This window comes from Streptomyces sp. CY-1 (assembly GCF_047218265.1).
Classification (GTDB): Bacteria; Actinomycetota; Actinomycetes; order Streptomycetales; family Streptomycetaceae; genus Streptomyces; species Streptomyces niphimycinicus.
On record NZ_CP178393.1, the window covers coordinates 7,887,648 to 7,911,240 of the forward strand.

Annotated in this window: 18 protein-coding genes; 14 read left to right on the forward strand and 4 right to left on the reverse strand. The window is 69.0% G+C overall.

Annotation, left to right across the window (positions count from 1 at the left end):
• The first annotated feature begins 2 nt into the window (after nucleotides 1-2).
• The 7 genes from nusA to ACK1X7_RS34030 all read left to right on the forward strand — a co-directional run bounded on the left by nusA (nucleotide 3) and on the right by ACK1X7_RS34030 (nucleotide 7,793).
• On the forward strand, nucleotides 3-995 hold the full coding sequence (gene nusA / locus ACK1X7_RS34000) for a transcription termination factor NusA (RefSeq protein WP_216347089.1): 993 nt from the start codon (nucleotides 3-5) through the stop codon (nucleotides 993-995).
• 97 nt (nucleotides 996-1,092) lie between these two features.
• Nucleotides 1,093-1,380 carry a YlxR family protein gene (locus ACK1X7_RS34005; protein WP_078644074.1) on the forward strand — a complete coding sequence of 96 codons (288 nt, stop codon included), beginning with the start codon at nucleotides 1,093-1,095 and terminating at the stop codon, nucleotides 1,378-1,380.
• A 158-nt stretch (nucleotides 1,381-1,538) separates the two neighbouring features.
• The gene (infB, locus tag ACK1X7_RS34010; protein WP_390795493.1) at nucleotides 1,539-4,688 is read left to right on the forward strand and encodes a translation initiation factor IF-2; all 3,150 of its coding nucleotides are present in this window, start codon (nucleotides 1,539-1,541) and stop codon (nucleotides 4,686-4,688) included.
• Nucleotides 4,689-4,812: 124 nt separating this feature from the next.
• Entirely contained in the window at nucleotides 4,813-5,109 is a 297-nt protein-coding gene (locus ACK1X7_RS34015) for a DUF503 domain-containing protein (RefSeq protein WP_385155045.1), read from the forward strand.
• A gap of 82 nt (nucleotides 5,110-5,191) precedes the next feature.
• Nucleotides 5,192-5,692 carry a 30S ribosome-binding factor RbfA gene (gene rbfA / locus ACK1X7_RS34020; RefSeq protein ID WP_385155047.1) on the forward strand — a complete coding sequence of 167 codons (501 nt, stop codon included), beginning with the start codon at nucleotides 5,192-5,194 and terminating at the stop codon, nucleotides 5,690-5,692.
• The gene (gene truB, locus ACK1X7_RS34025; protein ID WP_390795492.1) at nucleotides 5,689-6,627 is read left to right on the forward strand and encodes a tRNA pseudouridine(55) synthase TruB; all 939 of its coding nucleotides are present in this window, start codon (nucleotides 5,689-5,691) and stop codon (nucleotides 6,625-6,627) included. Before rbfA ends, truB begins: the two co-directional genes overlap by 4 nt.
• A 209-nt stretch (nucleotides 6,628-6,836) precedes the next feature.
• Complete coding sequence (locus ACK1X7_RS34030; protein WP_385155053.1) at nucleotides 6,837-7,793, forward strand: bifunctional riboflavin kinase/FAD synthetase; 957 nt, start codon at nucleotides 6,837-6,839, stop codon at nucleotides 7,791-7,793.
• A 130-nt stretch (nucleotides 7,794-7,923) separates the two neighbouring features.
• Here the strand turns inward: ACK1X7_RS34030 and ACK1X7_RS34035 are convergent, their stop codons facing one another.
• Nucleotides 7,924-11,283 carry an SCO5717 family growth-regulating ATPase gene (locus tag ACK1X7_RS34035; RefSeq protein ID WP_413116083.1) on the reverse strand — a complete coding sequence of 1,120 codons (3,360 nt, stop codon included), beginning with the start codon at nucleotides 11,281-11,283 and terminating at the stop codon, nucleotides 7,924-7,926.
• Nucleotides 11,284-11,959: 676 nt separating this feature from the next.
• On the opposite strand from ACK1X7_RS34035, the gene ACK1X7_RS34040 reads away from it, so the two are divergent.
• Entirely contained in the window at nucleotides 11,960-13,510 is a 1,551-nt protein-coding gene (locus ACK1X7_RS34040; RefSeq protein ID WP_385155059.1) for a PQQ-binding-like beta-propeller repeat protein, read from the forward strand.
• A gap of 70 nt (nucleotides 13,511-13,580) precedes the next feature.
• Here ACK1X7_RS34040 and ACK1X7_RS34045 read toward each other — a convergent pair whose 3' ends face one another.
• The 3 genes from ACK1X7_RS34045 to eccE all read right to left on the reverse strand — a co-directional run bounded on the left by ACK1X7_RS34045 (nucleotide 13,581) and on the right by eccE (nucleotide 16,056).
• Nucleotides 13,581-13,811: a DUF397 domain-containing protein gene (locus ACK1X7_RS34045; protein ID WP_093465055.1), complete on the reverse strand. Its 231-nt coding sequence runs from the start codon at nucleotides 13,809-13,811 to the stop codon at nucleotides 13,581-13,583.
• Between the two features lie 95 nt (nucleotides 13,812-13,906).
• Nucleotides 13,907-14,713, reverse strand: a complete 807-nt coding sequence (locus tag ACK1X7_RS34050) for a hypothetical protein (protein WP_385147686.1) — start codon at nucleotides 14,711-14,713, stop codon at nucleotides 13,907-13,909.
• On the reverse strand, nucleotides 14,713-16,056 hold the full coding sequence (eccE, locus tag ACK1X7_RS34055) for a type VII secretion protein EccE (protein ID WP_385147689.1): 1,344 nt from the start codon (nucleotides 16,054-16,056) through the stop codon (nucleotides 14,713-14,715). Before eccE ends, ACK1X7_RS34050 begins: the two co-directional genes overlap by 1 nt.
• A 184-nt stretch (nucleotides 16,057-16,240) precedes the next feature.
• Between eccE and eccB the strand changes: the two genes are divergently transcribed.
• The 6 genes from eccB (at nucleotide 16,241) to ACK1X7_RS34085 (ending at nucleotide 22,848) form a co-directional block, all read left to right on the forward strand.
• The gene (gene eccB, locus ACK1X7_RS34060; protein WP_413116084.1) at nucleotides 16,241-17,797 is read left to right on the forward strand and encodes a type VII secretion protein EccB; all 1,557 of its coding nucleotides are present in this window, start codon (nucleotides 16,241-16,243) and stop codon (nucleotides 17,795-17,797) included.
• 21 nt (nucleotides 17,798-17,818) lie between these two features.
• Nucleotides 17,819-19,078, forward strand: coding sequence for a type VII secretion-associated serine protease mycosin (gene mycP / locus ACK1X7_RS34065; protein WP_413116085.1), 1,260 nt, complete (start codon nucleotides 17,819-17,821; stop codon nucleotides 19,076-19,078).
• Between the two features lie 78 nt (nucleotides 19,079-19,156).
• Entirely contained in the window at nucleotides 19,157-19,621 is a 465-nt protein-coding gene (locus ACK1X7_RS34070; protein ID WP_385147698.1) for a hypothetical protein, read from the forward strand.
• A 7-nt stretch (nucleotides 19,622-19,628) separates the two neighbouring features.
• Nucleotides 19,629-21,476, forward strand: coding sequence for an alpha/beta hydrolase (locus tag ACK1X7_RS34075; protein WP_413116927.1), 1,848 nt, complete (start codon nucleotides 19,629-19,631; stop codon nucleotides 21,474-21,476).
• Between the two features lie 88 nt (nucleotides 21,477-21,564).
• On the forward strand, nucleotides 21,565-22,050 hold the full coding sequence (locus ACK1X7_RS34080) for a hypothetical protein (protein ID WP_413116086.1): 486 nt from the start codon (nucleotides 21,565-21,567) through the stop codon (nucleotides 22,048-22,050).
• A 336-nt stretch (nucleotides 22,051-22,386) separates the two neighbouring features.
• Entirely contained in the window at nucleotides 22,387-22,848 is a 462-nt protein-coding gene (locus ACK1X7_RS34085) for a hypothetical protein (RefSeq protein ID WP_385147707.1), read from the forward strand.
• Nucleotides 22,849-23,593: the final 745 nt, after the last annotated feature.

Here is a 23,593-nt window from a genome sequence, read left to right on the forward strand (position 1 = left end):
CCGTGGACATCGACATGAGTGCCCTGCGGGGTCTGGTGCGAGAGAAGGAGATCTCCTTCGACCTGCTGGTCGAGGCGATCGAATCGGCGCTCCTCATCGCCTACCACCGCACCGACGGCAGCCGTCGCCGCGCCCGGGTGGAGCTGAACCGCGACACCGGCCATGTGACCGTATGGGCCCGCGAGGACGCCGAGGATCTGGAGGAGGGGCAGGAGCCCCGCGAGTTCGACGACACCCCCTCCGGCTTCGGCCGGATCGCCGCGACGACCGCGAAGCAGGTCATCCTCCAGCGGCTGCGGGACGCCGAGGAGGAGATCACCTTCGGCGAGTACGCGGGACGGGAGGGCGATGTCGTCGCCGGCGTCGTCCAGCAGGGCAAGGACCCGAAGAACGTGCTGGTGGACATCGGCCGTCTCGAGGCGATCCTGCCGGTGCAGGAGCAGGTCCCGGGTGAGGACTACGCGCACGGCACCCGGCTGCGTACGTACGTCGTACGAGTCGTCAAGGGCGTGCGCGGTCCGTCGGTGACTCTTTCGCGTACGCATCCCAATCTGGTCAAGAAGCTCTTCGCGCTCGAGGTGCCGGAGATCGCCGACGGTTCGGTGGAGATCGCGGCGATCGCCCGCGAGGCGGGTCACCGCACCAAGATCGCGGTCCGGTCCACCCGCGCGGGGCTGAACGCCAAGGGCGCGTGCATCGGCCCGATGGGCGGCCGGGTGCGCAGTGTGATGGCCGAGCTGCACGGCGAGAAGATCGACATCGTCGACTGGTCGGACGACCCCGCTGAGCTGGTGGCGAACGCGCTGTCACCCGCGCGGGTGAGCAAGGTCGAGGTGGTCGATCTGGCGGCCCGCTCGGCCCGGGTCACCGTGCCCGACTACCAGCTCTCCCTCGCCATCGGCAAGGAGGGGCAGAACGCCCGGCTGGCGGCCCGGCTGACCGGCTGGCGGATCGACATCCGGCCGGACACCGAGCAGTCGGGTGATCAAGGCTGATTCTGGCCGGAGCCGGCGGGATCCGGCCAGAAATCGAGTGACCATTCGATCACTCCCCCCAAGGGGTGAGGTCGGTACGGGGAGGTAGACTTAAGCAGTGTCTGGCCGCACGCGCGCTGGTGCCTGCCCTGAGCGAACCTGTGTGGGATGCCGGGATCGGGCGGCCAAGAACGATCTGCTGCGCATCGTGCTGGTCGAGGGTGTTTGTGTCCCCGACCGGCGCGGTACGCTCCCCGGTCGGGGTGCTTATGTTCACCCCACACGGGTCTGCCTTGACCTGGCGGTTCGCCGCCGGGCCTTTTCCCGGGCCTTCAGGGGGCCGGGGGCGCTCGACACCACGGCGCTCCGCCGGTTTGTCGAGAAGGGTGAGCAGGCGACACCCTGAGTAAGTAGTTGGAAGAGAACGGCACGGGACACCGTGCGGTCAGGTACCTCGCGAGTCGGAAGTAGGTCGAGATTGCGATGAGCACTCGATGAGTACGCGATGAGTACGCCCATGAAGTAGCGACGGTCCGGCGACAACCCGGACCTAAAAGGAGCGAAGTGGCTAAGGTCCGGGTATACGAACTCGCCAAGGAGTTCGGAGTTGAGAGCAAGGTCGTCATGGCCAAGCTCCAAGAACTCGGTGAATTTGTACGTTCGGCGTCCTCGACGATCGAGGCGCCGGTTGTGCGCAAGTTGACTGACGCATTCCAGGGTGGCAACGGCTCCGGCCGTGCCGCCGGCAAGCCCTCGGCGCCGCGCAAGGCGACGCCCAAGCCGCCGACCCCCGGTCCGGCGGCCGCGGCCCGTCCGGCCGCCCCCAAGCCCCCGACGGCGCCCGGCCCCAAGCCGGCTGCCGAGGGCCAGCGCGGCACCCCCGGTGCGGCGCCCACCCCGGGTGCGGCGCCCACGCCGGGCCCGCGTCCCGCGCCCGCGGCCCGTCCGGCGGCCCCCGGCCCCAAGCCGGGCCCCGCGCCGGCGGCTCCGGCGCAGCCCGAGTTCACCGCGCCGCCGGCGGCCCCGAGCCCCAAGCCCGCCGCGGCCAAGCCGGGCGCGCCCGCCAAGCCGGGTGCCACACCCGGTCCGCGCCCCGGCGCCCGTCCGGGTGCACCGGGCCAGGGCGGCCAGGGTCAGGGTGGCCAGGGTCAGGGTCAGGGCCAGGGCGGTCAGGGTGGCCGTGGCGGCCCGCGTCCGGGTGGTCAGGAGCGTCCGCGTCCGGGTGGTCCCCGTCCGGCCGGTCCCCGTCCCGGTAACAACCCCTTCACCTCAGGTGGCTCCACCGGTATGGCGCGCCCGCAGGCGCCCCGTCCCGGCGGCGCCCCGCGCCCCGGCGGTCAGCCCGGCGGCGGCCCGCGTCCGCAGGGCGGCGGCCAGGGTGGTCCCGGCCGTGGCCAGGGCGGTCCCGGCGGTCCCCGTCCCACTCCGGGCCAGATGCCCCGTCCGCAGGGTGCCCAGGGTGGCGGCCCGCGTCCGGGTCCCGGCGGTGCGCGCCCGAACCCGGGCATGATGCCGCAGCGTCCGGCTGCCGGCCCGCGTCCGGGCCCCGGTGGCGGCGGCGGTCGCGGTCCCGGCGGCGGTGGTCGTCCCGGCGGTGCCGGCGGCGGTCGTCCCGGTGGCGGCGGCGGCTTCGCCGGTCGTCCCGGCGGTGGCGGCGGCGGTCGTCCCGGTGGCGGCGGCGGTTTCGCCGGTCGTCCGGGCGGTCCCGGTGGCGGCGGCGGCTTCGGTGGCGGCGGTGGCCGTCCCGGCTTCGGTGGTCGTCCCGGCGGTCCCGGTGGCCGTGGTGGCACGCAGGGTGCGTTCGGCCGTCCCGGCGGTCCGGCGCGTCGTGGCCGTAAGTCGAAGCGGCAGAGGCGCCAGGAGTACGAGGCCATGCAGGCCCCGTCCATCGGCGGTGTGATGCTGCCGCGCGGCAACGGCCAGACGGTCCGGCTGTCGCGGGGTGCCTCGCTCACCGACTTCGCGGAGAAGATCAACGCCAACCCGGCGTCCCTGGTCCAGGTGATGTTCAACCTGGGCGAGATGGTCACCGCGACGCAGTCCGTCTCCGACGAGACGCTCCAGCTCCTCGCCGACGAGATGAACTACAACGTCGAGATCGTCAGCCCGGAGGAGGAGGACCGCGAGCTTCTCGAGTCCTTCGACATCGAGTTCGGCGAGAACGAGGGCGGCGAGGAGATGCTCGTCGCGCGTCCGCCGGTGGTGACCGTCATGGGTCACGTCGACCACGGTAAGACGCGACTGCTGGACGCGATCCGCAAGACCAACGTCATCGCGGGCGAGGCCGGCGGCATCACCCAGCACATCGGTGCCTACCAGGTCTCGACCGAGGTCAACGACGAAGAGCGCAAGATCACCTTCATCGACACCCCGGGTCACGAGGCGTTCACCGCCATGCGTGCCCGTGGTGCCAAGTCGACCGACATCGCGATCCTCGTGGTGGCGGCCAACGACGGTGTGATGCCCCAGACGATCGAGGCGCTGAACCACGCCAAGGCGGCCGATGTGCCGATCGTGGTCGCGGTCAACAAGATCGACGTCGAGGGCGCGGACCCGACCAAGGTGCGCGGTCAGCTCACCGAGTACGGCCTGGTGGCCGAGGAGTACGGCGGCGACACCATGTTCGTCGACATCTCCGCCAAGCAGGGTCTGCACATCGACAGCCTGCTGGAGGCCGTCGTCCTGACCGCGGACGCCTCGCTCGACCTGCGCGCCAACGCGGAGCAGGACGCGCAGGGCATCGCGATCGAGGCGCACCTGGACCGCGGCCGCGGCGCCGTGGCCACCGTGCTGGTCCAGCGCGGCACCCTGCGGGTCGGCGACACGATGGTCGCGGGCGACGCCTACGGCCGCGTCCGGGCGATGCTCGACGACAACGGGAACGCGCTGGAGGAGGCCGGCCCGGCGACCCCGGTCCTGGTGCTCGGTCTGACCAACGTGCCCGGTGCGGGCGACAACTTCCTCGTCGTCGACGAGGACCGCACCGCCCGCCAGATCGCCGAGAAGCGTGCCGCCCGCGAGCGGAACGCGGCGTTCGCCAAGCGCACCCGCCGGGTCTCCCTGGAGGACCTGGACAAGGTGCTCAAGGCCGGTCAGGTCCAGCAGCTCAACCTCATCATCAAGGGCGACGCGTCCGGTTCGGTGGAGGCTCTCGAGTCCTCGCTGCTCCAGCTCGACGTCGGCGAAGAGGTCGACCTGCGCGTCCTGCACCGCGGTGTGGGTGCGGTCACCGAGACCGACATCGACCTGGCGACCGGCTCCGACGCCATCGTCATCGGCTTCAACGTGCGCGCCGATGGGCGTGCCACGCAGATGGCCGAGCGCGAGGGCGTGGACGTCCGGTACTACTCGGTCATCTACCAGGTGATCGAGGAGATCGAGGCGGCCCTGAAGGGCATGCTCAAGCCGGAGTACGAAGAGGTCGAGCTGGGTACGGCGGAGATCCGCGAGGTCTTCCGCTCGTCCAAGCTGGGCAACATCGCCGGTGTGCTCATCCGCTCCGGCGAGGTCAAGCGGAACACCAAGGCCCGCCTGGTCCGCGATGGCAAGGTCATCGCGGAGAACCTCAACATCGAGGGTCTGCGCCGCTTCAAGGACGACGTCACCGAGATTCGCGAAGGCTTCGAGGGCGGTATCAACCTCGGCAGCTACAACGACATCAAGATCGACGACGTCATCGCGACGTACGAGATGCGCGAGAAGCCGCGCGGCTGACAAGCGGCTGTCCCACCGGGGCCGGTCGGCGGAGGAATTTCCGTCGATCGGCCCCGGCCCTTGCGTGTACGGTTCGAGAAGCCCGCATTCACAAAGGCCCCACGGGTGGCTTGACCCGGACCGCATGTATGTAGGGACGTTGTCCTTTGACCTGCTTCTCGGCGACGTACGGTCGTTGAAGGAGAAGCGCTCCGTCGTCCGCCCGATCGTCGCCGAGCTGCACCGCAAATTCGCGGTGAGCGTGGCGGAGGTCGGGGACCAGGACCTCTACCGCAGGGCCCGGATCGCCCTGGCGATGGTCTCCGGGGACGCGGGCCATCTCACGGACGTGCTCGACCGCTGCGAGCGGCTGGTGGCGGCGCGGCCGGAGGTGGAGCTGTTGTCGGTGCGACGGCGGTTCCACGGTGGCGATGATGAATGAGGGCCGGAACGGCGGCGGCAGACCGCCCGGGCCATCGATGACTGACGCGAAGAACTGACGCGAAGAAGAGAGAAGAAGACGCATGAGCGACACCGCGCGGGCACGCAAGCTGGCGGACCGCATCCGGGTCGTGGTCGCGGAGACTCTACAGCGGCGGATCAAGGACCCGCGGCTGGGCTATGTGACCATCACCGACACCCGGATCACCGGTGATCTGCGGGAGGCGACCGTCTTCTACACGGTCTTCGGCGACGACGAGGAGCGGGCGGCCTCCGCCGCGGCCCTGGAGAGCGCCAAGGGTGTGCTGCGGTCGGAGGTCGGACGCCAGACGGGGGTGCGCTTCACCCCGACCCTGACGTTCGTCCCGGACGCGCTGCCGGAGAACGCCCGCACCATCGACGACCTGCTCGCCAAGGCCCGGGAGGCGGACGCCCAGGTGCGCGAGGCGTCCTCGGGCGCCAGCTACGCCGGGGACGCCGATCCGTACCGCAAGCCGGGCGAGGACGAGGACGAGGCCGACGAGGAGTCCGGCGCGGACGGCAACGGGCCCGGCGCGGACGGCAAGGGTTCATCGGACGCATGACGCGCAAGGGCAGGGCCGGTTCCGGGGCACCGGACGGCCTGGTGATCGTCGACAAGCCGGCCGGTTTCACCTCGCACGACGTCGTCGCCAAGATGCGCCGGTTCGCCGGCACCCGGCGGGTCGGCCACGCCGGAACGCTGGATCCGATGGCCACGGGCGTGCTCGTGGTCGGCGTGGAGAAGGCGACCCGGCTGCTGGGGCATCTGGCGCTGACCGAGAAGGAGTACCGGGCCACCATCCGGCTCGGCCAGACCACGGTCACCGATGACGCGGAGGGCGAGATCACCGCCTCGGACGGTGCCGCCGGGGTCGACCCGGGCGCCGTCCAGGCCGGGATCGAGGAACTGACCGGGGACATCCAGCAGGTCCCCTCGAAGGTCAGCGCCATCAAGATCGACGGTAAGCGCTCCTACGCACGGGCGCGGGAGGGCGAGGAGTTCGCGATCCCGGCGCGGCCGGTGACCGTCTCCTCCTTCGTCCTCCACGACCGCCGCGAGGCCAAGGCGGAGGACGGCACCACCGTCCTCGACCTGGACGTCACGGTGGTGTGCTCCTCCGGCACCTACATCCGGGCGCTGGCGCGCGACCTCGGCGCCGGACTCGGCGCCGGTGGCCATCTGACGGCCCTGCGCCGGACCCGGGTCGGCCCGTACCGGCTGGAGGCGGCCAGGACGCTGGAGAGCCTGGAGGAGTCGCTGGAGATCATGCCCATCGCCGAGGCGGCGGCCGCCGCCTTCCCGCGCTGGGACGTGGACGACCACCAGGCCCGGCTGCTGGGCAACGGCGTACGGATCGACATGCCCTCGGGGGAGGGTGCGCCGGGTCCTTCGGCATCGGGTTCGGGGCCGGTCGCGGTGTTCGGGCCGGAGGGGCGTTTTCTGGCCCTCGTGGAGGAGTCGAAGGGCAAGGCGAAGAGCCTGGCCGTCTTCGTATGAGGCCGTCGGGGCGCGTCCGGGCCAGGGGGCCGTGGTGTGTCGTGACCGACTCCGTGCTGCGTTGCGAGCGCCCGGACCGGCCGCCTACGGTGGCTTTCCGGCCGGTCCGGGCGCTCGTGGAGACCACCGATGCGAGGCGGACGACCGGGGCATGGCAGTCTTAGACCTGCGAAGTCGACAGACAAAGGTTCGGGCGAGGAGCGGGCAAAGTGCAGCGCTGGCGTGGCTTGGAGGACATCCCTGAGGACTGGGGGCGCAGCGTCGTCACCATCGGTTCCTACGACGGGGTGCACCGAGGGCACCAGTTGATCATCGGCCGTGCCGTGGCACGGGCGCGTGAGCTGGGCGTACCGGCGGTCGTGGTCACCTTCGACCCCCATCCGAGCGAGGTCGTGCGGCCCGGCAGCCATCCGCCGCTGCTGGCCCCGCATCAGCGGCGCGCGGAGCTGATGGCCGGGCTGGGAGTGGACGCGGTGCTGGTCCTGCCGTTCACGGCGGAGTTCTCCCGGCTCACCCCCGCCGACTTCGTCGCGAAGGTGCTGGTCGACAAGTTGCGCGCACGGGTCGTGGTGGAGGGCCCCAACTTCCGCTTCGGCCACAAGGCCGCCGGGAACGTCGAGTTCCTGCGCGAGCTCGGCACCACCTACGACTACGAGGTCGAGGTCATCGACCTGTACGAGCGCGGTGAGGCGGGCGGCGGCGAGCCGTTCTCCTCCACACTGGTGCGCCGGCTGGTCGCCGAGGGCGATGTCGCGGGCGCGATGGAGGTCCTCGGCCGGCCGCACCGGGTCGAGGGCGTGGTGGTGCGCGGTGCGCAGCGCGGCCGCGAACTGGGCTTCCCGACGGCCAACCTGGAGACCCCGCCGCACACCGCGATCCCGGCCGACGGCGTCTACGCGGGCTGGCTGACGGCGCGGGGCGAGGCGATGCCCGCGGCGATCTCGGTCGGCACCAATCCGCAGTTCGACGGGACCGAGCGGACGGTCGAGGCGTATGCGATCGACCGGGTCGGACTGGATCTGTACGGACTCCATGTCGAGGTCGACTTCCTGGCCTATCTGCGGGGCCAGGAGAAGTTCGACTCGATCGAGGCGCTGCTGGAGCGCATGGCGGCCGATGTGAAGCGGGCCCGTGAACTCGTGGAGGAGCACGGCAGCAGCCGCTGAGGCGGTGTGCGGTGTGCCCGTGAGACGCCCGTGAGGTACGTCGTGCGGTGAACGTGGATGCGCCCCGTGGGCCCGGTGATCCGGGCACACGGGGCGCATTGCTTCCGTTTGCTACTGCCGTAGCCCCTTGCTACTGCTGCGGCCCGGGGGGCTGCTGCTGCCAGGGCTGCTCCGGTTGCCCGGGCTGACCCGGCTGGACCGGCTGCCCTGGCTGGACCTGCTGCCACGGCTGGCCGGGCTGCGGCTGCTGCCCCTGCCCGTAGGACTGCTGCCAGCCTTGCTGACCGCCCTGCTGACCGCCTTGCTGCGGGTATCCGGGGTACTGCGGCTGCTGGCCCTGCTGAGGCGCGTAGGAGCCCGGGTAGGGCTGCTGGCCGGGGTAGGGCTGCTGGGCCTGTCCGGGCATCGGCGGGGCCACCTGCGGCGGCTGAGCCCCGCCGTCGCCCGTCCACAGCCCCTGCTGCTGCTGGGCGCGGGTGAAGTCCTCCGCGACCATGGCCGAGAGGTTGAAGTACGCCTCACGGGTCTTGGGCCGCATCATGTCCAGGTCCACCTCGGCGCCCGCCGACAGATGCTCGTCGAACGGCACGACGATCACCCCGCGGCAGCGGGTCTCGAAGTGGGACACGATGTCCTCGACCTTGATCATCTTTCCGGTCTCCCGGACCCCGGAGATCACGGTGATGCTCCGCGAGACCAGATCCGCGTAGCCGTGCGCGGACAGCCAGTCGAGGGTGGTGCTGGCACTGCTCGCACCGTCCACGGAGGGCGTGGAGATGATGATCAACTGGTCGGCGAGATCGAGGACGCCACGCATGGCGCTGTAGAGCAGACCCGTGCCCGAGTCGGTGAGGATGATCGGGTACTGCTTGCCCAGGACGTCGATGACGCTGCGGTAGTCGTCGTCGTTGAACGTCGTCGAGACAGCGGGGTCAACGTCGTTGGCGAGGATCTCCAGCCCCGACGGCGCCTGTGAGGTGAACCGCCGGATGTCCATGTAGCTGTTGAGATACGGGATCGCGGTGACCAGGTCGCGAATGGTCGCACCGGTCTCCCGCCGCACCCGCCGGCCGAGGGTGCCCGCGTCCGGGTTGGCGTCGATCGCGATGACCTTGTCCTGGCGCTCGATGGCCAGGGTCGAGCCGAGGGCGGTGGTCGTCGTGGTCTTGCCGACACCGCCCTTGAGGCTGATCACCGCGATGCGGTAGCAGGAGAGCACCGGCGTACGGATCAGCTCCAGCTTGCGCTGCCGCTCCGCCTCCTCCTTCTTGCCGCCGATCTTGAAGCGGGAGGGGCCGGGGGTGTTCTTCTTCGGTTTCTGCTTGCCCTTGATCAGCCGGTCGGAGGAGAGCTCGACCGCGGCGGTGTACCCGAGCGGCGCCCCCGCGCTTCCGCCCTGGCGCCGCTGGTCGGGCGTGACCGTCGGCCAGCCGCCGGTACGGGGATCGGCCGGGGCCGCCGGGGTGGCCGGGGCCGGCGGGGCGGCGTGGGCGTCGGGGCGCGGATAGCCGTAGCCGTCGTGCGGCTGCCCCTGCCCCTGCCCCTGCGGCACGGGCCCGGGAACGCCGTCGCCGGGGCGCGGGAAGCCGTAGCCCCCCTGCGCACCCGGTACGCCCGGACCCTGCTGCCCCGGACCCTGCTGCCCCGGGAACTGCTGGCCGGGGGGCTGCTGGCCCTGGGCGGGGTCGCCCGGCGCGTACGGTGCGGGCTGACCGGGCTGGCCCGGGTACATCGGCTGCCCGGGCTGGGGCGCGGGATTGGGATAGGGCTGCGGATGGGGCTGCTGCTGGTACTGGCCCTGCTGGTCCGGGGCGGGCGGCTGTGGGAAGCCGTAGCCGCCCGGGACGGGCATCGGCCCCTGGCCCTGGCTCTGGCCCTGACCGGCCGGACCGGGCGCGGGCTGACCCCCGGCTTGCGGATAGCCGTAGTGGGGCCCCTGCGGAGCCGGCGGCCCCTGCGGACCGGGCTGCTGATAACCGCCCTGCGGACCAGGCACGTTGGCCGCCGGGGGCTGTGCCCCCTGGCCCTGATCCGGCAGCGGGGCCGGACCGGGCTGGCCGGGGACCACACCGGGAGCGCCCTCGCCGGGACGCGGATAGCCGTATCCGCCCTGCGGCCCGGGCCCGGGCGCCGCGGCGGCGGGCTGACCGGGATGACCCTGCGACTGGGGCGGGGGAGGCGCCCAGGAGGTGTCCTGGGGCGGGAGCGGCACGCCGGCGCCAGGGGTGGGAGGCCCGTCCGTCCGCTGCTCCGGAACCGGAGCGGGACCCGGAGCCGGTGCGGCGTCCTCGGGCGCGGCGGGCTGGAAGTCCGGCGGCAGGGGCGGCAGCCCCGACTGCGGCACGGGCGGCGGGGCCCAGGTGGCGGCGGGCTGCTCGGAGGAGGGCGCGCCCGGCGGCACGGCGTCCTCGGGGATCGCGTCCTGAGGCTCGGCGGTCGCCTGCCTCAGCTCCTCCATCTCACGCCGCAGCTCGGCTGTGGAGAAGCGCAGCGTGCCCTTGCTGGGCACTTCGTCGTCGGTACGGTCGTCCGCGTCCGCGAAGCCGGATTCGTCCCCCACGCCGGCATCAGGCCCGGAACCAGAACCGGAAGAGGAACCGGAACCAGAACCGGAAGATGAATCCGGACCGGAGGAAGAGCCAGGACCAGACCCGAACCCGGGACCAGCCTCGGCAGCCTCCTCGGAATCCTCACTCCGCCTCTCGGCCACCTCGCGCCGCAGCGCGGCGGTGGAGAACCGCACGGTGGAGGGGCTGACCACATCGCCGTTGTCGCTCTCATCGGAGCCGGACTCGGGCTCCGGCTCGGGCGCGGACTCGGGAGCGTCGTCCCGCGGGGCCGCGGCGGGCGCCAGGTTGAAGTCGTCATCGACGGGAGTGGAAGCGCTGAAGGAAGCCGGAGCGGGAGTCGCCGCAGACGCCTCCGCATCGACCTCGGAAGCCTCGATGGAAGATTCTCGGGGCGCGGGTTCGGACTCGGGGTTGTCCGACGCGGCACCACCCGTCACGGCGTCATCCGCGGGCACATTGCCCCAACCCGGCCTGGTGTCGGGCAAAGGCGGCATACGGAACCCCGCGTCCGACCCCGCCCCGGCTTCAGACCGTCCCTCGTCCTCCCTCCGCGCGGGGACCCCCTCCACCTCGGAGGAGTCCGAAGCGGCATCGGCGGAGGGCGGCGCGGTCGGCGACGGCCAAGCACCCGGAAAGCCGCTCGGCTCCGGCGCCCCCGGCACGGACACAGGATTACCCGTGGGCGGCGGAGGCGGCGGGCCCGGCGCTCCCGCACCGGTGCCCGTCCCGATCCCTCCGGAACCGCCGGTCGACGCGGGGGCCGTGGAGGCCGGCGAGGACGACGACGAAGCGTTCTGCGTGTACCAGGCGGGCGGGGTGTAGTCGATGGTGAACTCGCCCGTGTGCTCGGTCTCCGCGTCGGACCGATCATCGCCGGGTGTGTTTCCGCCCGTGCGGATCTCGTCCCGATCGCTGCTCACAATGCCTCCTGGTGTGGTCGAACACCCTTGAAAATCTTGGCGAGGCCGATCTGTTGCCGATCGCTACTGTCGTCCGACCGTTCGGCTTTCCCCTTTTGTGTCGCCGGGGATCCCTGAACAGGTTCTCCACCGGGTACCCCAAGACTAATCACCATGAGCGCCACGAGGGCAGGCCCGTCCGCGCACTCACGGCAGTCCGAGACCTCACCGTGCCTTACGGCGGTACGTACCCGGCAACCACGGGGGGAAGTCCAAGCGTCCGGTGGTACAAAGAATCCCCGCTCGAATGCCGTTGCGCAGTGGGACCTGCGACCACGTCGCCCCTTTCCGGCCGGTGCCACCGACCGGGTCGCGGGAGGTGGCCGACCGGTCGGTGGACTCGCGTGAGAGGTAGGCGCAGATGTCGCAGCCGCCCCAGCCCCCCAACCAGCCGCCCTCCGGCGGCTTCGGCCCGCCCCCGGAGCCCGAGGAGCCCCAGCGGCCTCAGAAGCCCCAGGAGCCCGGCCAGGGCGGCTCCGGCTCGCCGGGCAGACCTCCGGTGCGGAAACCTCCCGTGCCCCCCGTACCGCCCGCCGCGTACCCGAGACCCCCATCGACTCCGTCGACGGGCCACACCCCACCCCAGATATGGGACACCGGCGTCCTGCCGTCGAGCCCGCCTCCACCGCCGCCCGGCGTGCCCGGTCCCCCCGGCCCGGACCCCGCCAACCCGTACGCCCAGAGCCCGTACGCGAGTCAGCCAGGCTACGGCGGCCCGCACTCCCCGCCGCCCGGCCAACCGTACGGCGCGCATCCGCTCAGCGGCGGCGGCCCGGCCCGTCAGCGCAAAGCCCTCATCATCGGCGCGGTGGTGGCGGTACTGCTCGCGGCGGGTGGCGGGGTGTACGCCGCGGTGGGCGGCGATGACGACGGTAAGAAGCCCACCGCCGGATCCACGACGACCACCCCCGACCGACCGCGGACACAGGACCCGACACCCGGGCCGACCGGCGACGGCGACAACACCGGCGGCCGCGGCAGCGGCGAGAGCGATCCCAACGATCAGCGCCGGGCGGGCGAGGCGAAGGTTCTCTACCAGACGCCCGCGCCCGAGCTCAGCAAGAAGAACCTGGAAGTGCCCGGCTTCTGGGCGATGAAGGGCTATGTCGTCAAGGCCGTCGAGAACAAGATCGTCGCGTACCAGGACGAGGGGGGCAGCAAGTGGACCCTCTCGCTCCCCAAAGCGGTCTGCGCCGCTCCCCACTCCACGACCGACGGCAAGGTCGTGGTCGCCTATGAGGGCCACGGAAAGAACTCGTGCAGCCAACTCGCCCTGATCGACCTGAACAAGGGCGTCAAGCTCTGGGACCACCACGCCCCCGAGACCGGCTCCCTGGGCAGCGGCTACACCAGCGTGGGCATGGCACAGAGCGGGGATCTCGTCGGCATGGCCTGGTTCGGCGGCTCCGCCGTCATCAAGGTCAGCGACGGCAAGGAAGTCCCATCCGAAAAGCCGAGTGCGGGCTGCTCCATTGACGGTTACGCGGGCGGCAAGGTCCTGCTGCGCGCCTACTCCTGCACCAATGGCACCGCGAGGCTCCAGCAACTCACCCCCAGCGGCTCGATCAAGTGGACCTACAACGTCCGTAAGGGCTACAAGGTCAACAACATCTTCTCCAGCAGCCCCGCCGTGGTGGCCCTCACCGACCAGAACCGACAGTCCGGCGGCATCCTGGCCATCTCGGACAACGGCAAGGAACGCTCGACCCTCGCCCTGGGCAAGCACTCCTACCAACCGGAGTGCGGCACGGACATCTTCGGCACGAACATGGGCAACTGCGAGGGCGTCGCCGTCTCCGCCGACACCTTCTACCTGCCGACCGAGATGACCCAGGACCAGGGCATGGGCTCGACGAGCGAGATCCACGCCTTCGACCTCGACACCGGCAAGCGCAAATGGGCGGTCAAGGTGGCCGAACGGCTCCTGCTCCCACTGAACATGGACGGCAAGAACCTCATCGCCTACGAAAAGCCCTCGTACACCGCACCCGGCCAGATCGTCCGCATCGCCCCCGACGGCGGTAAGCCGAAAACCCTGCTACGCCTGCCCCAGGCCACCCAGAGAACCGAGCGCGACTTCTACTCCGCCACCCATACCTACCGCAACAGCAACTTCTACATCGCCACCAACCGCGTCACCGGCAACGACTCCACCCCCGAAAAGCTCCTCCTGGCCTTCGGGCCCTGAGCGGCGGCCGAGCGGCGGAACGACCGCGGGGGCGGGCACCGGCCGGTGCCCGCCCCCGCGCCCGCGCTTCTCAGGTCAGATCGAATTCGCCGTCCCTCGCGCCCAGGACGAAGGCACGCCATTCGGCCTCCGTGTAGCGCAGCACGGTCTCGGGGTCGGTGGAATTCCGCATGGCCACTGCCCCATTCGGCAAGTAGGCGATCTCCACCCGGTCCTCGGAGGTGCTGCCAGGTGCGCTCAGCCACTCGACATCGGAGATGTCGAGGGCGTACAGCTCTTCCTTCTCTTTGGCGTCGGCCATCGGTGGAGAATCCCTTCGGGTACCGCGGAAACTAGCCCGCCTGGTGCTTGGCTGCCAGTCTCATCCACGGTGTGCGCGGCGGCAATCGAACACCGTCAGTCCATGCGGCGAGCCCCGCCCAACAGGCCCGACTCGACATCCGTCGGATGTGTCGCCACATAGAGCCGGGTTTGGCGATCACACCAAAGAGTGACCCCGTCGGGGAGCGTGGACAGCGACTCGACATCCATGGACGGCAGCCCCATGATCCGCCCGACCTGGATGGCCTCCTCGGGGGACACCCGCTGGACGCCCACCAGGTCCGCGTTCTCCATGAGCCGGGGCGCGACCGGGCTCATATAGGGCAGAAGCGTCAGCACGGACTGCCATGGCGCCGAGGAAACCCGCCCGCGCGGCGGCCGCATGCCCGCGTCACGGATCACCAGGACGGGGCTGCCGATCGACGGCCCCTGTGGCGGCACACGTCCCACGTCATGGAGTGTCATGCTCTGGTACCCGCCGTTCGCGGCCTGCGCCAATGACGCCCACATCTGCTGACGGCCGGTCTCCACGGTGACCCGTGCGCCCGTGGCGACCGCTCGCAACCCGATCACCTGCGCTGTCCACAGCCCGCCGACCAGGACGACATTGAAGGGCGTAGCACGGTGCAGGCCCAGTACTGCGGGTTGATCCCGCGCGCCGACGCCGATCATCACCCCGTCGTCGCCGATCGGCAGCGCGAGTGCGTCGAACTGCTCCGGGGGGAGTTCATGCCCTTGGCGCCGCGGTCCGATCAGCCCGAAACCCCGTCGCGGCCTGCGGGGGGCGGGAGTGGCCGGCTCATCCGTCTGACCAGGCATGGGGCCAGGTGTGGAGGCCGGGGCGTAAGAAGGGCCGCCTGAGACGGTCGTCGGCATGGCCATCAGCGGGTCCCTCCCAGGGGCAGAGTGGCGAGTACGCCGGGTACCTGCTCGCGGTCCAGTCGTGCGAGCCCCACCCGTACCCCACGGGCGGTGCGCTGAAGCTCTCGCCTCATCCCGACCAGGTCGTCCGCGCTATGACTCGTGATCCGGAGATGCCCGCTCACCGTGGGGGCGGGCCGGCCGCCCTGCGTCCCGCCCCGCCGCAAGGTGAGGCTGAACGTGGTCGCGAGCGCGGGCAGCGAGGTCAGCAGCGCGGCCAACTGGGGCAGGGGCGTGGCGCTTGGCCCCAACTGCGGCCACCGGCTGACCCAGTAGGTGGTGTGCCACCGGTCGTCGCAGCGCCAGGCTCGTGTGCTCTCCACCGTGCGTCGGCTGAGCGTGTTGGTCTGCCGGGCCTGCGCGGTCGCTCGCGGGTTGACGCTCGCGGCGGTGGCGATCGCCGCTGTCACGCCTTCCTCCGTCAGGAGCGTCACGCCGAAACCCGCCCCCTGCAGTCTGCTCGACAACTGATCCGCGGCCCGCAGCACACACCGCTGCGCACCCTCGAGGCCCCCGCCCCTGGCCGCGACGGCCTCCGGACAGAGCTCCGGGTTGAACTTCAACGCCACCCACGTCAGACGGACCGCGGGGGCGCCCGTCTGCTCCTGCAGCGGCCCGTAGTTGCGCACGGGCACCGTCTGCGCCGACAGATGGGGTGCGGGCGCCGCCAGCGCATGCTGCACCACCTGGGCGGACTCCAGGACAATGCCGTCGACGTCCATGGCGTCACGCAGCAGCGAAAGCGGAAGCGGACGCTGCATACGGTGAGGGCGCAGCGGCGAGTCCGTCGCGTCCACCTGCAGGATGGCGGTCAGGAACGTGCCGTCGCCCACCAGGCCGACCATGCGCCGCTCACGATCGGTGAACGTATAGGTCCGCAGGGCCGGTTCGCACTCGAGGGCCGGCGTGAACACGGGGTCCGCGCCCGCGTCGACCGGCTTCGCCGCTTGCCGCTGGCGCCTGCGCAGCGCGAGCGCGGTGCCCAGCCATTCCGGAATCGGCTGCTGATGACGCGTGACCACGGCCAGCAGAACCAGGACGACGCCCACGACTCCGGCGGGCACCAGCAAGAGCTTGTTGACGACTCCTGCGGCCAGCACGATCGCCGCGGCCACCTCGACCAGCACGAATTGCTGCAACCGCAAAGGGCCGATGCTGCCGGGCCGGGACGTCGTGCGCGGGGTGGCGGAAGCGATGGGGGCCGCTGTCGGGGGAGTGCCAGTGGGCGCTGGCGGACGCGATCCGCTCGGTGCTCCTCGGCCGGACGCGCTCCTCGCGTTACGTGCGCGCGTTGCGGCAGCCATCCCCGTCAGCCCCCTCGTATCCGAAACCAGCCCTAACGGCCCGGTCGTCCACCGCCCGCCGGGCAGTGTCCCCGGGCGGCATGAGCCAGTTCACTACCGGCATAGTAGAGGGTCGGTACGACACCAGGACCGACGGCAGGCTACCTGACTACCGAGGCCGAAAAGCGGGGAGAAGCGGCTAAAAATGGCATCACGGCGGGATGAACTCAACGCCTATATCTATGCGAAGAAGCGGACAGTCGCCGCGTTCTTGCAGCCCACGCCGAGTGGTACGGAGGAGGGTGCGCCGCGTCCGCTGCGCGCGGTCCTTCCCGGAGTCGTCGTCGGGGCCCTGATTCTCGCCGGTTTCGGCGCCTGGGGCATGTTCAAGCCCGTCGCCCCCAAGGGGTGGGACACGCCGGAATCGCATGTGATCGTCGGCAGTGACTCCACCACGCGGTACGTCATCCTGAAGACCGGCGGCAAGCCTCAACTCCACCCTGTGCTGAACCTCGCCTCCGCCAAGCTCCTCCTCGACCCCGAGAAGTCCAGCATCATCAAGGTGAAGGAGTCGGAGCTCGACAACGGCCACATCCCGCGTGGCCCCACGATCGGCATTCCGTACGCGCCGGACCGCATCCCCAGCGCGGACGAGGCGAAGAAGCGCATGACGTGGGCGGTCTGCGAACAGCCGGGCGGCAATGGGAAGACCACCCAGAAGGCCGTCTTCCTCTTTTCCGAACGGGACCCGAAGCTGAAGAAGATGCGGGGATCCCAGGCGCTCCACGGTGGCCAGGCCCTCTATGTGCAGGGCCAGGATGGCGCCCGCTATCTCGTAGACCCGCGGGGCGTCAAGTATTTGATCGGCGGCCCGGACTGGAAGGCCAAGTCCGCCGAGGACAGCAATCTCCTGCTGCGTTCGATCTTTCACGACGGGGCTCAGCCGCAGCACGTCACCAGGGACTGGCTGGCCACCTTCAGGGACGGGGCGCCGATCGACTTTCCGCAGGTTCCCGGACAGATCGGCGATGACGCCGGGGTGTCGAGCCTCGGCGAGGCGAACCGGGTCGGCATGGTGCTCGAAGCGCCCACCGGAGCCGGCACCCAGAAGTACGTGGTGCTTCAGGGAAAGGTCCAGCGCGTCTCGGAATTCGTCGCCAAGCTCCTGCTCAGAAGCAAGACCTCCATCAACGAGGCGAGTACGGCCAAGCGAGTGGCGGCCCCGTCGTTCACCCCGGACACCGAGAATGAGTTCTACGGCAAGTATCACTGGCCCAGCGAAATCCCGAACCAGGCCAACTCCGTCGATCCCGCACTGGGCAGCGGAGCCCGGGACACGAGCTGTAGCGTCATGGATGGCGTGACCGCCAAGGGCGGTGCGAAGGTTGCCACTTGGGCCGGTCGGGATTTCCCGGCCACCATCCCGGACGGTGCCACTAGCGCCTATGTGACCCCGGGCTCGGGAGTGCTCTACCGCCAGGTGAGCGGTCGCCAGATCAAGAACGGGCCGGTATTCCTGGTGACCGACACCGGCCTTCGCTACTCGGTCCAGTCCAACAACGACAGTGATTCCGGCACATCGAAAATCGGCGACGACGGCTCCGGCAAGGCCACGGAGACGCAGCAGGACGTCAACAAGGCCCAGCGCAGCCTCGGATACCAGGACGTCAACCCGACTCCGGTGCCCGCGGACTGGTCCGAATTCCTGCCCACCGGTCCACGCCTCGACGCCAACAGCGCCAAGCAGCCCCAGGGTTCATAGGACATGAGGAAGCCGAAACACATGCGGCGCATCATCAAACCCTTCGCCCTGTCGGCGGCGACGGCCCTCACCGCTGTGACCGCGGCAGCCGGACCGACATCGCCCTCCGCGGCGCCGGATCTGTCCCTCGCGGGCAGTGGCGAATGCAGTTATCCGGCCAAACAGATCAAGGGCACCCCCTGGTCCCTTCAGCGCGTCATGCTCGACCAGCTCTGGCATGACACCAAGGGGCTGGATCCGAAGGGCCGTCCGGTCAAGGTCGCCGTCATCGACACCGGTGTTGACAACACCAATGACCAGCTCAAGGACGCCATCGACGCCAAGAGCGGCAAGGAGGTCCGTAGGGCGGGCAAGAAGGGCCTGTCCAAGGGGAAGAAGGGCGACGGGACGGACGACTCGGTCGGCCACGGCACCAAGGTCGCCGGCATCATCGCCGCCCGCCCGCACACGGGCACGGGGTTCGTCGGTATCGCACCGAAAGCCGAGATCATCCCGATCCGGCAGAACGATGAAAAGGGCTCCGGTACCACCGACACCATGGCCACGGCCATCGACTGGGCGGTCCACGCGGGAGCCCGCGTCATCAATATCTCCCAGGACACCGTCAAGCCGCTCCAGGCAAACAGCAATCTTCAGCAGGCCGTTGAGAAAGCGCTGCAAGCGGACGTCGTCGTGGTCGCCTCCGCAGGCAACGACGGTCTCGACGGCAAGGTCAAGAAGACCTACCCGGCCGCTTACGACGGCGTCCTCGCCGTCGGCGCCTCGGACCGAAACAACGAGCGCGCCGCCTTTTCCCAGTCCGGCGACTTCGTCGATGTCGCCGCTCCCGGCGTCGAAATGGTCTCCACCGTCCCCAAGGGCGGCCAATGCGTGGACAACGGCACCAGCTTCTCCGCGCCGTACGTCGCCGGTGTCGCTGCCCTGATCCGTGCCAAGCACCCGGACTGGAAACAGCACGAGGTGGTCGCCCAGATCGAGCAGACCGCCGAGCGAGCCGTCAACGAGCACGACCGCTTCATCGGCTGGGGCGTCGTCGACCCCGTCCGCGCCCTCACCGAGGACGAAACCCGCATCGACCACGTCACCCTGGACAAGGGCGCGGCCCACGACGTCGCCGCGCCCGACCCCGCCCCCATGCCCTTGGGCGAGACCCCCCAGGAGCGAAGGGAACGCCTCGCGACCTACTCCGTGGGAGCCGCGGCCGTCGTGGTGGCGGGCATCGCGGGCCTGGCAGCGGTCCTCAACGAACGGAGGCGCCGTCGCTCCGGAGCAGTTGAGTAGGAGTACTCAGGGAGGCGCCTGATCATTCTCCTACACTGAGGTATTTGACGTCGCTGTGATCATGTAATGGGGGAACGTATGTCGACGTTCGAGGCGGAATGGGCGCAGATGAAGCGCGAGGCGTCCGGTGACACCGGGATGAGCCTCGCGAGCGCCGATGACAAGCCGGGATGGGCGCAAGGCGGATCACGCGGGGTGAAGTCCAGCAAGAGGGCCTGGACCACAGCCGGTCGGAGTGTCGGCAAGCTCCGGGGGGACATCAAGACGGCGCTGACGAAGCTGGAGGAGGAGCAGACCGGCCTGGGCGCGGGCAGCGACTCTGGTGGCGGCATCCAGAGCGCGGCGGCCCAGCGGGAACTCTACCGCTCCTGGAAGCGCTACCTGAAGGGCGTCAGCGGGAAGTGTGGTGCGATCCAGGACCGGCTTGAAAGGGCCGGGGATCAGCAATACAAGAACGACGAGGCCACCAAGCGCGCGTTCGACGGGCTGGACGTCCTGTACAAGGACACGAAGCCCGTTGGCGGCGACAGCCGGGGTCGGTGAATCGGCGGTGGATTACGCGACGCTCAAGTCCCTCAAACCCTCGGAGTTCGAGGATGCCGCGGGCGGCTATAGGACGGTCGGCGACATGGCCAGTCAGGTCAAGGACGACCTTGAGCAGCAGATAGCCGCAGGCATGCGGAAAACACTCGAAGGCGAGGCCGTTGACGCGGCCGTGGTGCAGCTCCGAAAGCTGGCGACCAACTTCCACTACACCCAGGTCGAGTGCGCTCTCATCACCACTGCCCTCAACTCTCTGGCCTACGAACTACGAGCAGCCAAGGACAAGCTCGACGCCGCTGTGGAAGACGCCAAGGCGGAAAAGTTCACGGTGGGCTCCAACGGCTCGGTGAGCTACCCGGCGGCCGGTGACAAGGTCGACGGCAAAGTGCCGGAGGGCGGCACGGTCCAGGGCAGCGCGAAGGGCAAGCCGACGAACCAGCCGATCGACCCGACCGGCGACGCGAATGACACAGCCGACGCCCTGGATCGCCAGGCGGCGAACATCCACCCCAACCCGAACTTCGGCCGTGCGGTGGCGATCGCCAATCGCATCGCTCAAGCCGTCTATGACGCCACGCAGGCCGACGAGAAGTGGGCCCCCAAGCTGCGCAGCCTGAAGGCCGACGACGACCTGCAGGTTTCCCGTTATGACTGGACCGACACCCAGAGCGACACGAGCGGTGTCCGCAGCGGAGCGAAAGATTACCTCGACGACATCAAGCATCCACCCAAAGATGGAAGCCCCAAGGATAATGCGAAATGGTGGAAGGGTCTTTCCGATCAGGAGAAGGCCGACTATGCCGCCATGTACCCCGCCAGCCTTGGCAAACTGGATGGCATTCCCGCGGATATCCGTGACGAGGCGAACCGAGTCGAGCTGGCAGAGAGGCGAGCGGACTACCAGATTCGGCTTGACGCGATTCCAAAGGAACCTACCAAGTTCAAGGATCTCGGCCCCAACGTCACGGCCTACACTCAAGAATGGCTCGACTGGCATCACAAGTACGAAGGCGAGAAGGGGCGCCTGCAGGGTGCCCTGAAGGGCATGGAGGCCATTCAGGATCGATTCGATCAGACTGGTCAAAAGGGGTTGCCGGAGGCATACCTGCTCGGCTTCAGTCCTGAAGGTCGAGGGCGCGCGATCGTTGCAAATGGAAATCCAGACACGGCCGACCACACCGCGGTCTATGTCCCTGGCACAACTTCGAACCTCAGTAAGATTCACGGGGACATCAACCGCATGACCAACTTGTGGCATGCATCCGAACCGCTGGCACCGGGGCAAAACGTCTCGACCATCACCTGGCTCGGCTACGACGCGCCGCAAAACATTGTCACGGACGCCACCCGTCCCGGATACGCGAATACCGGCGCACCCGCGTTCAACCAGTTCGTCGATGGTCTGAACGCGTCGAATGAGTCGGGGACGAATAGCCATGTCACCGCGATAGGCCACTCCTATGGATCCACCCTCATTGGTTCCGCAGCTCGCCAGGGCGACCTGAACGCGGACGATGTCGTCTTCGCGGGAAGCCCGGGTGTCCAGGTCGGCAGTGCCGAACAACTGGATGTACCCAAGGGGCATGTCTGGAACGAGTACGCTGATGGAGATCCAGTGCCTGAACTGGGTCGTGCATTCCACGGCGGTGACAAGAGCGGCCGCTTCTGGCACGACGCGGACATGCCCATCATTCCCGCTGATGCCGAGTTCGGGGCGCATCAGATGACGACCGACACCGATGGGCACAGTGGCTACTGGGATTACGACTTGGATCATGAAGATAGCTCGCAAAGTCTACTCAACCAGGCCAACGTGGTAGTGGGGCGACATGACAAGGTGCAAATCAGTGACTAGCTCCGCGCGTAACCGAATCGGCATCCTTTCGCCCCTCGGTATCATCATGTCTCTGGCTGCGGTATTTGCGTTGGTGGGGTGCTCGGGAATGAGTGACAAGAAGAAGGACGAGCTGGGCTACACGCCGAAGACGCGCAAGGTCGCTGACGCGGAAGATGAAGCGGCTGGTCTATCCAGTGAGATCTTCGATGTGATTAACCTGCGCGGGAAGACGAGCAAGCCGGGGCCGTCGATTGCCCGCTGTGGCGGCAAGGACGAGGAAAAGTTCTACAAGGTCAACCATGCGTGGTCTCTGTGGGACGTGCCGGTCAAGGATATGAAGCAGGCAATGGTGAGGCTCAAGGAAGACCTCCCGAAGAAGGGCTGGAAGGTCGTCAAGTACGGGCCGGACAAGAGCCCGAGTAAGAGCCCTGAGCTCATCGCCGATTCCACGAAGAAGCCGTACTCGGTCAGCATCCATCTCTACGACGAGAGCGATAAGACTGGGTCCAAGGCGCCCAAGTCCTTGATCTACGTCCTTCTGACCTCGGCCTGCTTCCAGGTCCCCGACGGACAGAACGTGGACGAGTACTGACCGATTCGACTTGAGGCAGAGGCTCAGCGCCGACCCGCCTCCCGCCCTGCACGGCCGTACCGTGCCGCTTCGCTGCTCGGCCCCGCCGGGTCAGGGGTCCTCCGTTCAGGCCGCACGCCTGTGCTGTCATCCGGCGAAATAGGTATGCGTACTCATGTGCGTCTGTGGTGAAGTCGATAGTGTCACCGGATGTGACGTGTGCCTCGTATGCGCCGTTTGGGGGAGGGGACCGTTACTGAACCGTCGACGTCCCACAGCTACGGGGCAGTTGGGGCGTCCAAGCCTGGCGGATAGAGTGGCTTAGGACATCGTTGGTGTCATACGGGGAGGGACAGCGTGAGGCCCATAGAGCCGGGGTCTGAGCCACAGACGCCGTTCGGCAAGAAGCTGGTCAAGGAAGCCGAGACGCTTGCCAAGTTCAAGACGCGCCTGGACAAGGTCCTGACCGACCTTGAGAAGTCCCCGGCATCGCGCAAGACGATCTCGCAACAGTCCATCACGCGAGACGCGTACGGTTCGGGTACCGGGTTCACCTCTTCTGACGACCTGGCCAACCTCTACGAGAAGGTCCACGCGCGGCTGGAGACCCTGTGCAAGTCCTTCGGCGACCAGATTGAGGCCATGGGCCTCATGGCGATCGTCGCCGAGCGTGGCTACGACGGCATGGACGCCGAACAGGCTCGTCGCATGCGGGAGATCCAGGCACACACGCGGAAGTACTACCGCGAGCCCACTGAGAAGCACGCTGGTCAGACTGAGAACCACGGCAGCAAAGAGGTCGGGGGCGACGCGCTGTGAGGGGGAGAAGGTAGATGGCCGGAGGGAAGTTCGAGAATCGGTCGCACGACGAGCTCTACAACATGGTCGCGACCGCGCAGCCCGGTCAGCTGACCGACGTCGGTGCCGCGCTGATGGCTGCCTTCGACGACATCAACGCCATCGCGGACGAGCTGAAGGCCCACGCCGAGCGGGTGCACTGGGAGGGCGAGGGCGCCGACGCATTCCGGACCTGGGGTCGCGAGGTGGCCAAGCAGACCCACAAGATGGCCGACTACACCTTGCTCGTCGGCGTACACATGTCCGCTGCGGGCCAGGGCCTGACCGAGGTCAAGGCAGCGATGCCGGCCCCGACGGTGGCCGACGACAAGAAGCACAAGAGCGACGCGGAGAAGGCGGTCGCGGACAAGCACCATCTGGAAGCGCTTCAGCAGATGGACAAGCTGGACTCGTACTACGAGACGGCGTACACCGAGATTAATAGTCTCGAGGAACCCAATTTCCCGCCGCTGCCATCCGGGTTCACTCCGCCCATTTACGAAGAAGGCTCTCCGTCCCAGGGAGTTGCAGGAGAGGGAACGCCTGGTGGTGGAACCGTAGCCGCCGCCTCGTCTCCGGGTACTGCTGTCCATTCACCCAAGTTCCTAGGTGTAGAGGACACTGGCGTTCATGGGACCGCAACTAGTCCGGACACGGTGCCAGATACGCATACGACCATCGACTCTACGAACACCCTGCCGTCACCTGACATCATTGACAGGACCAG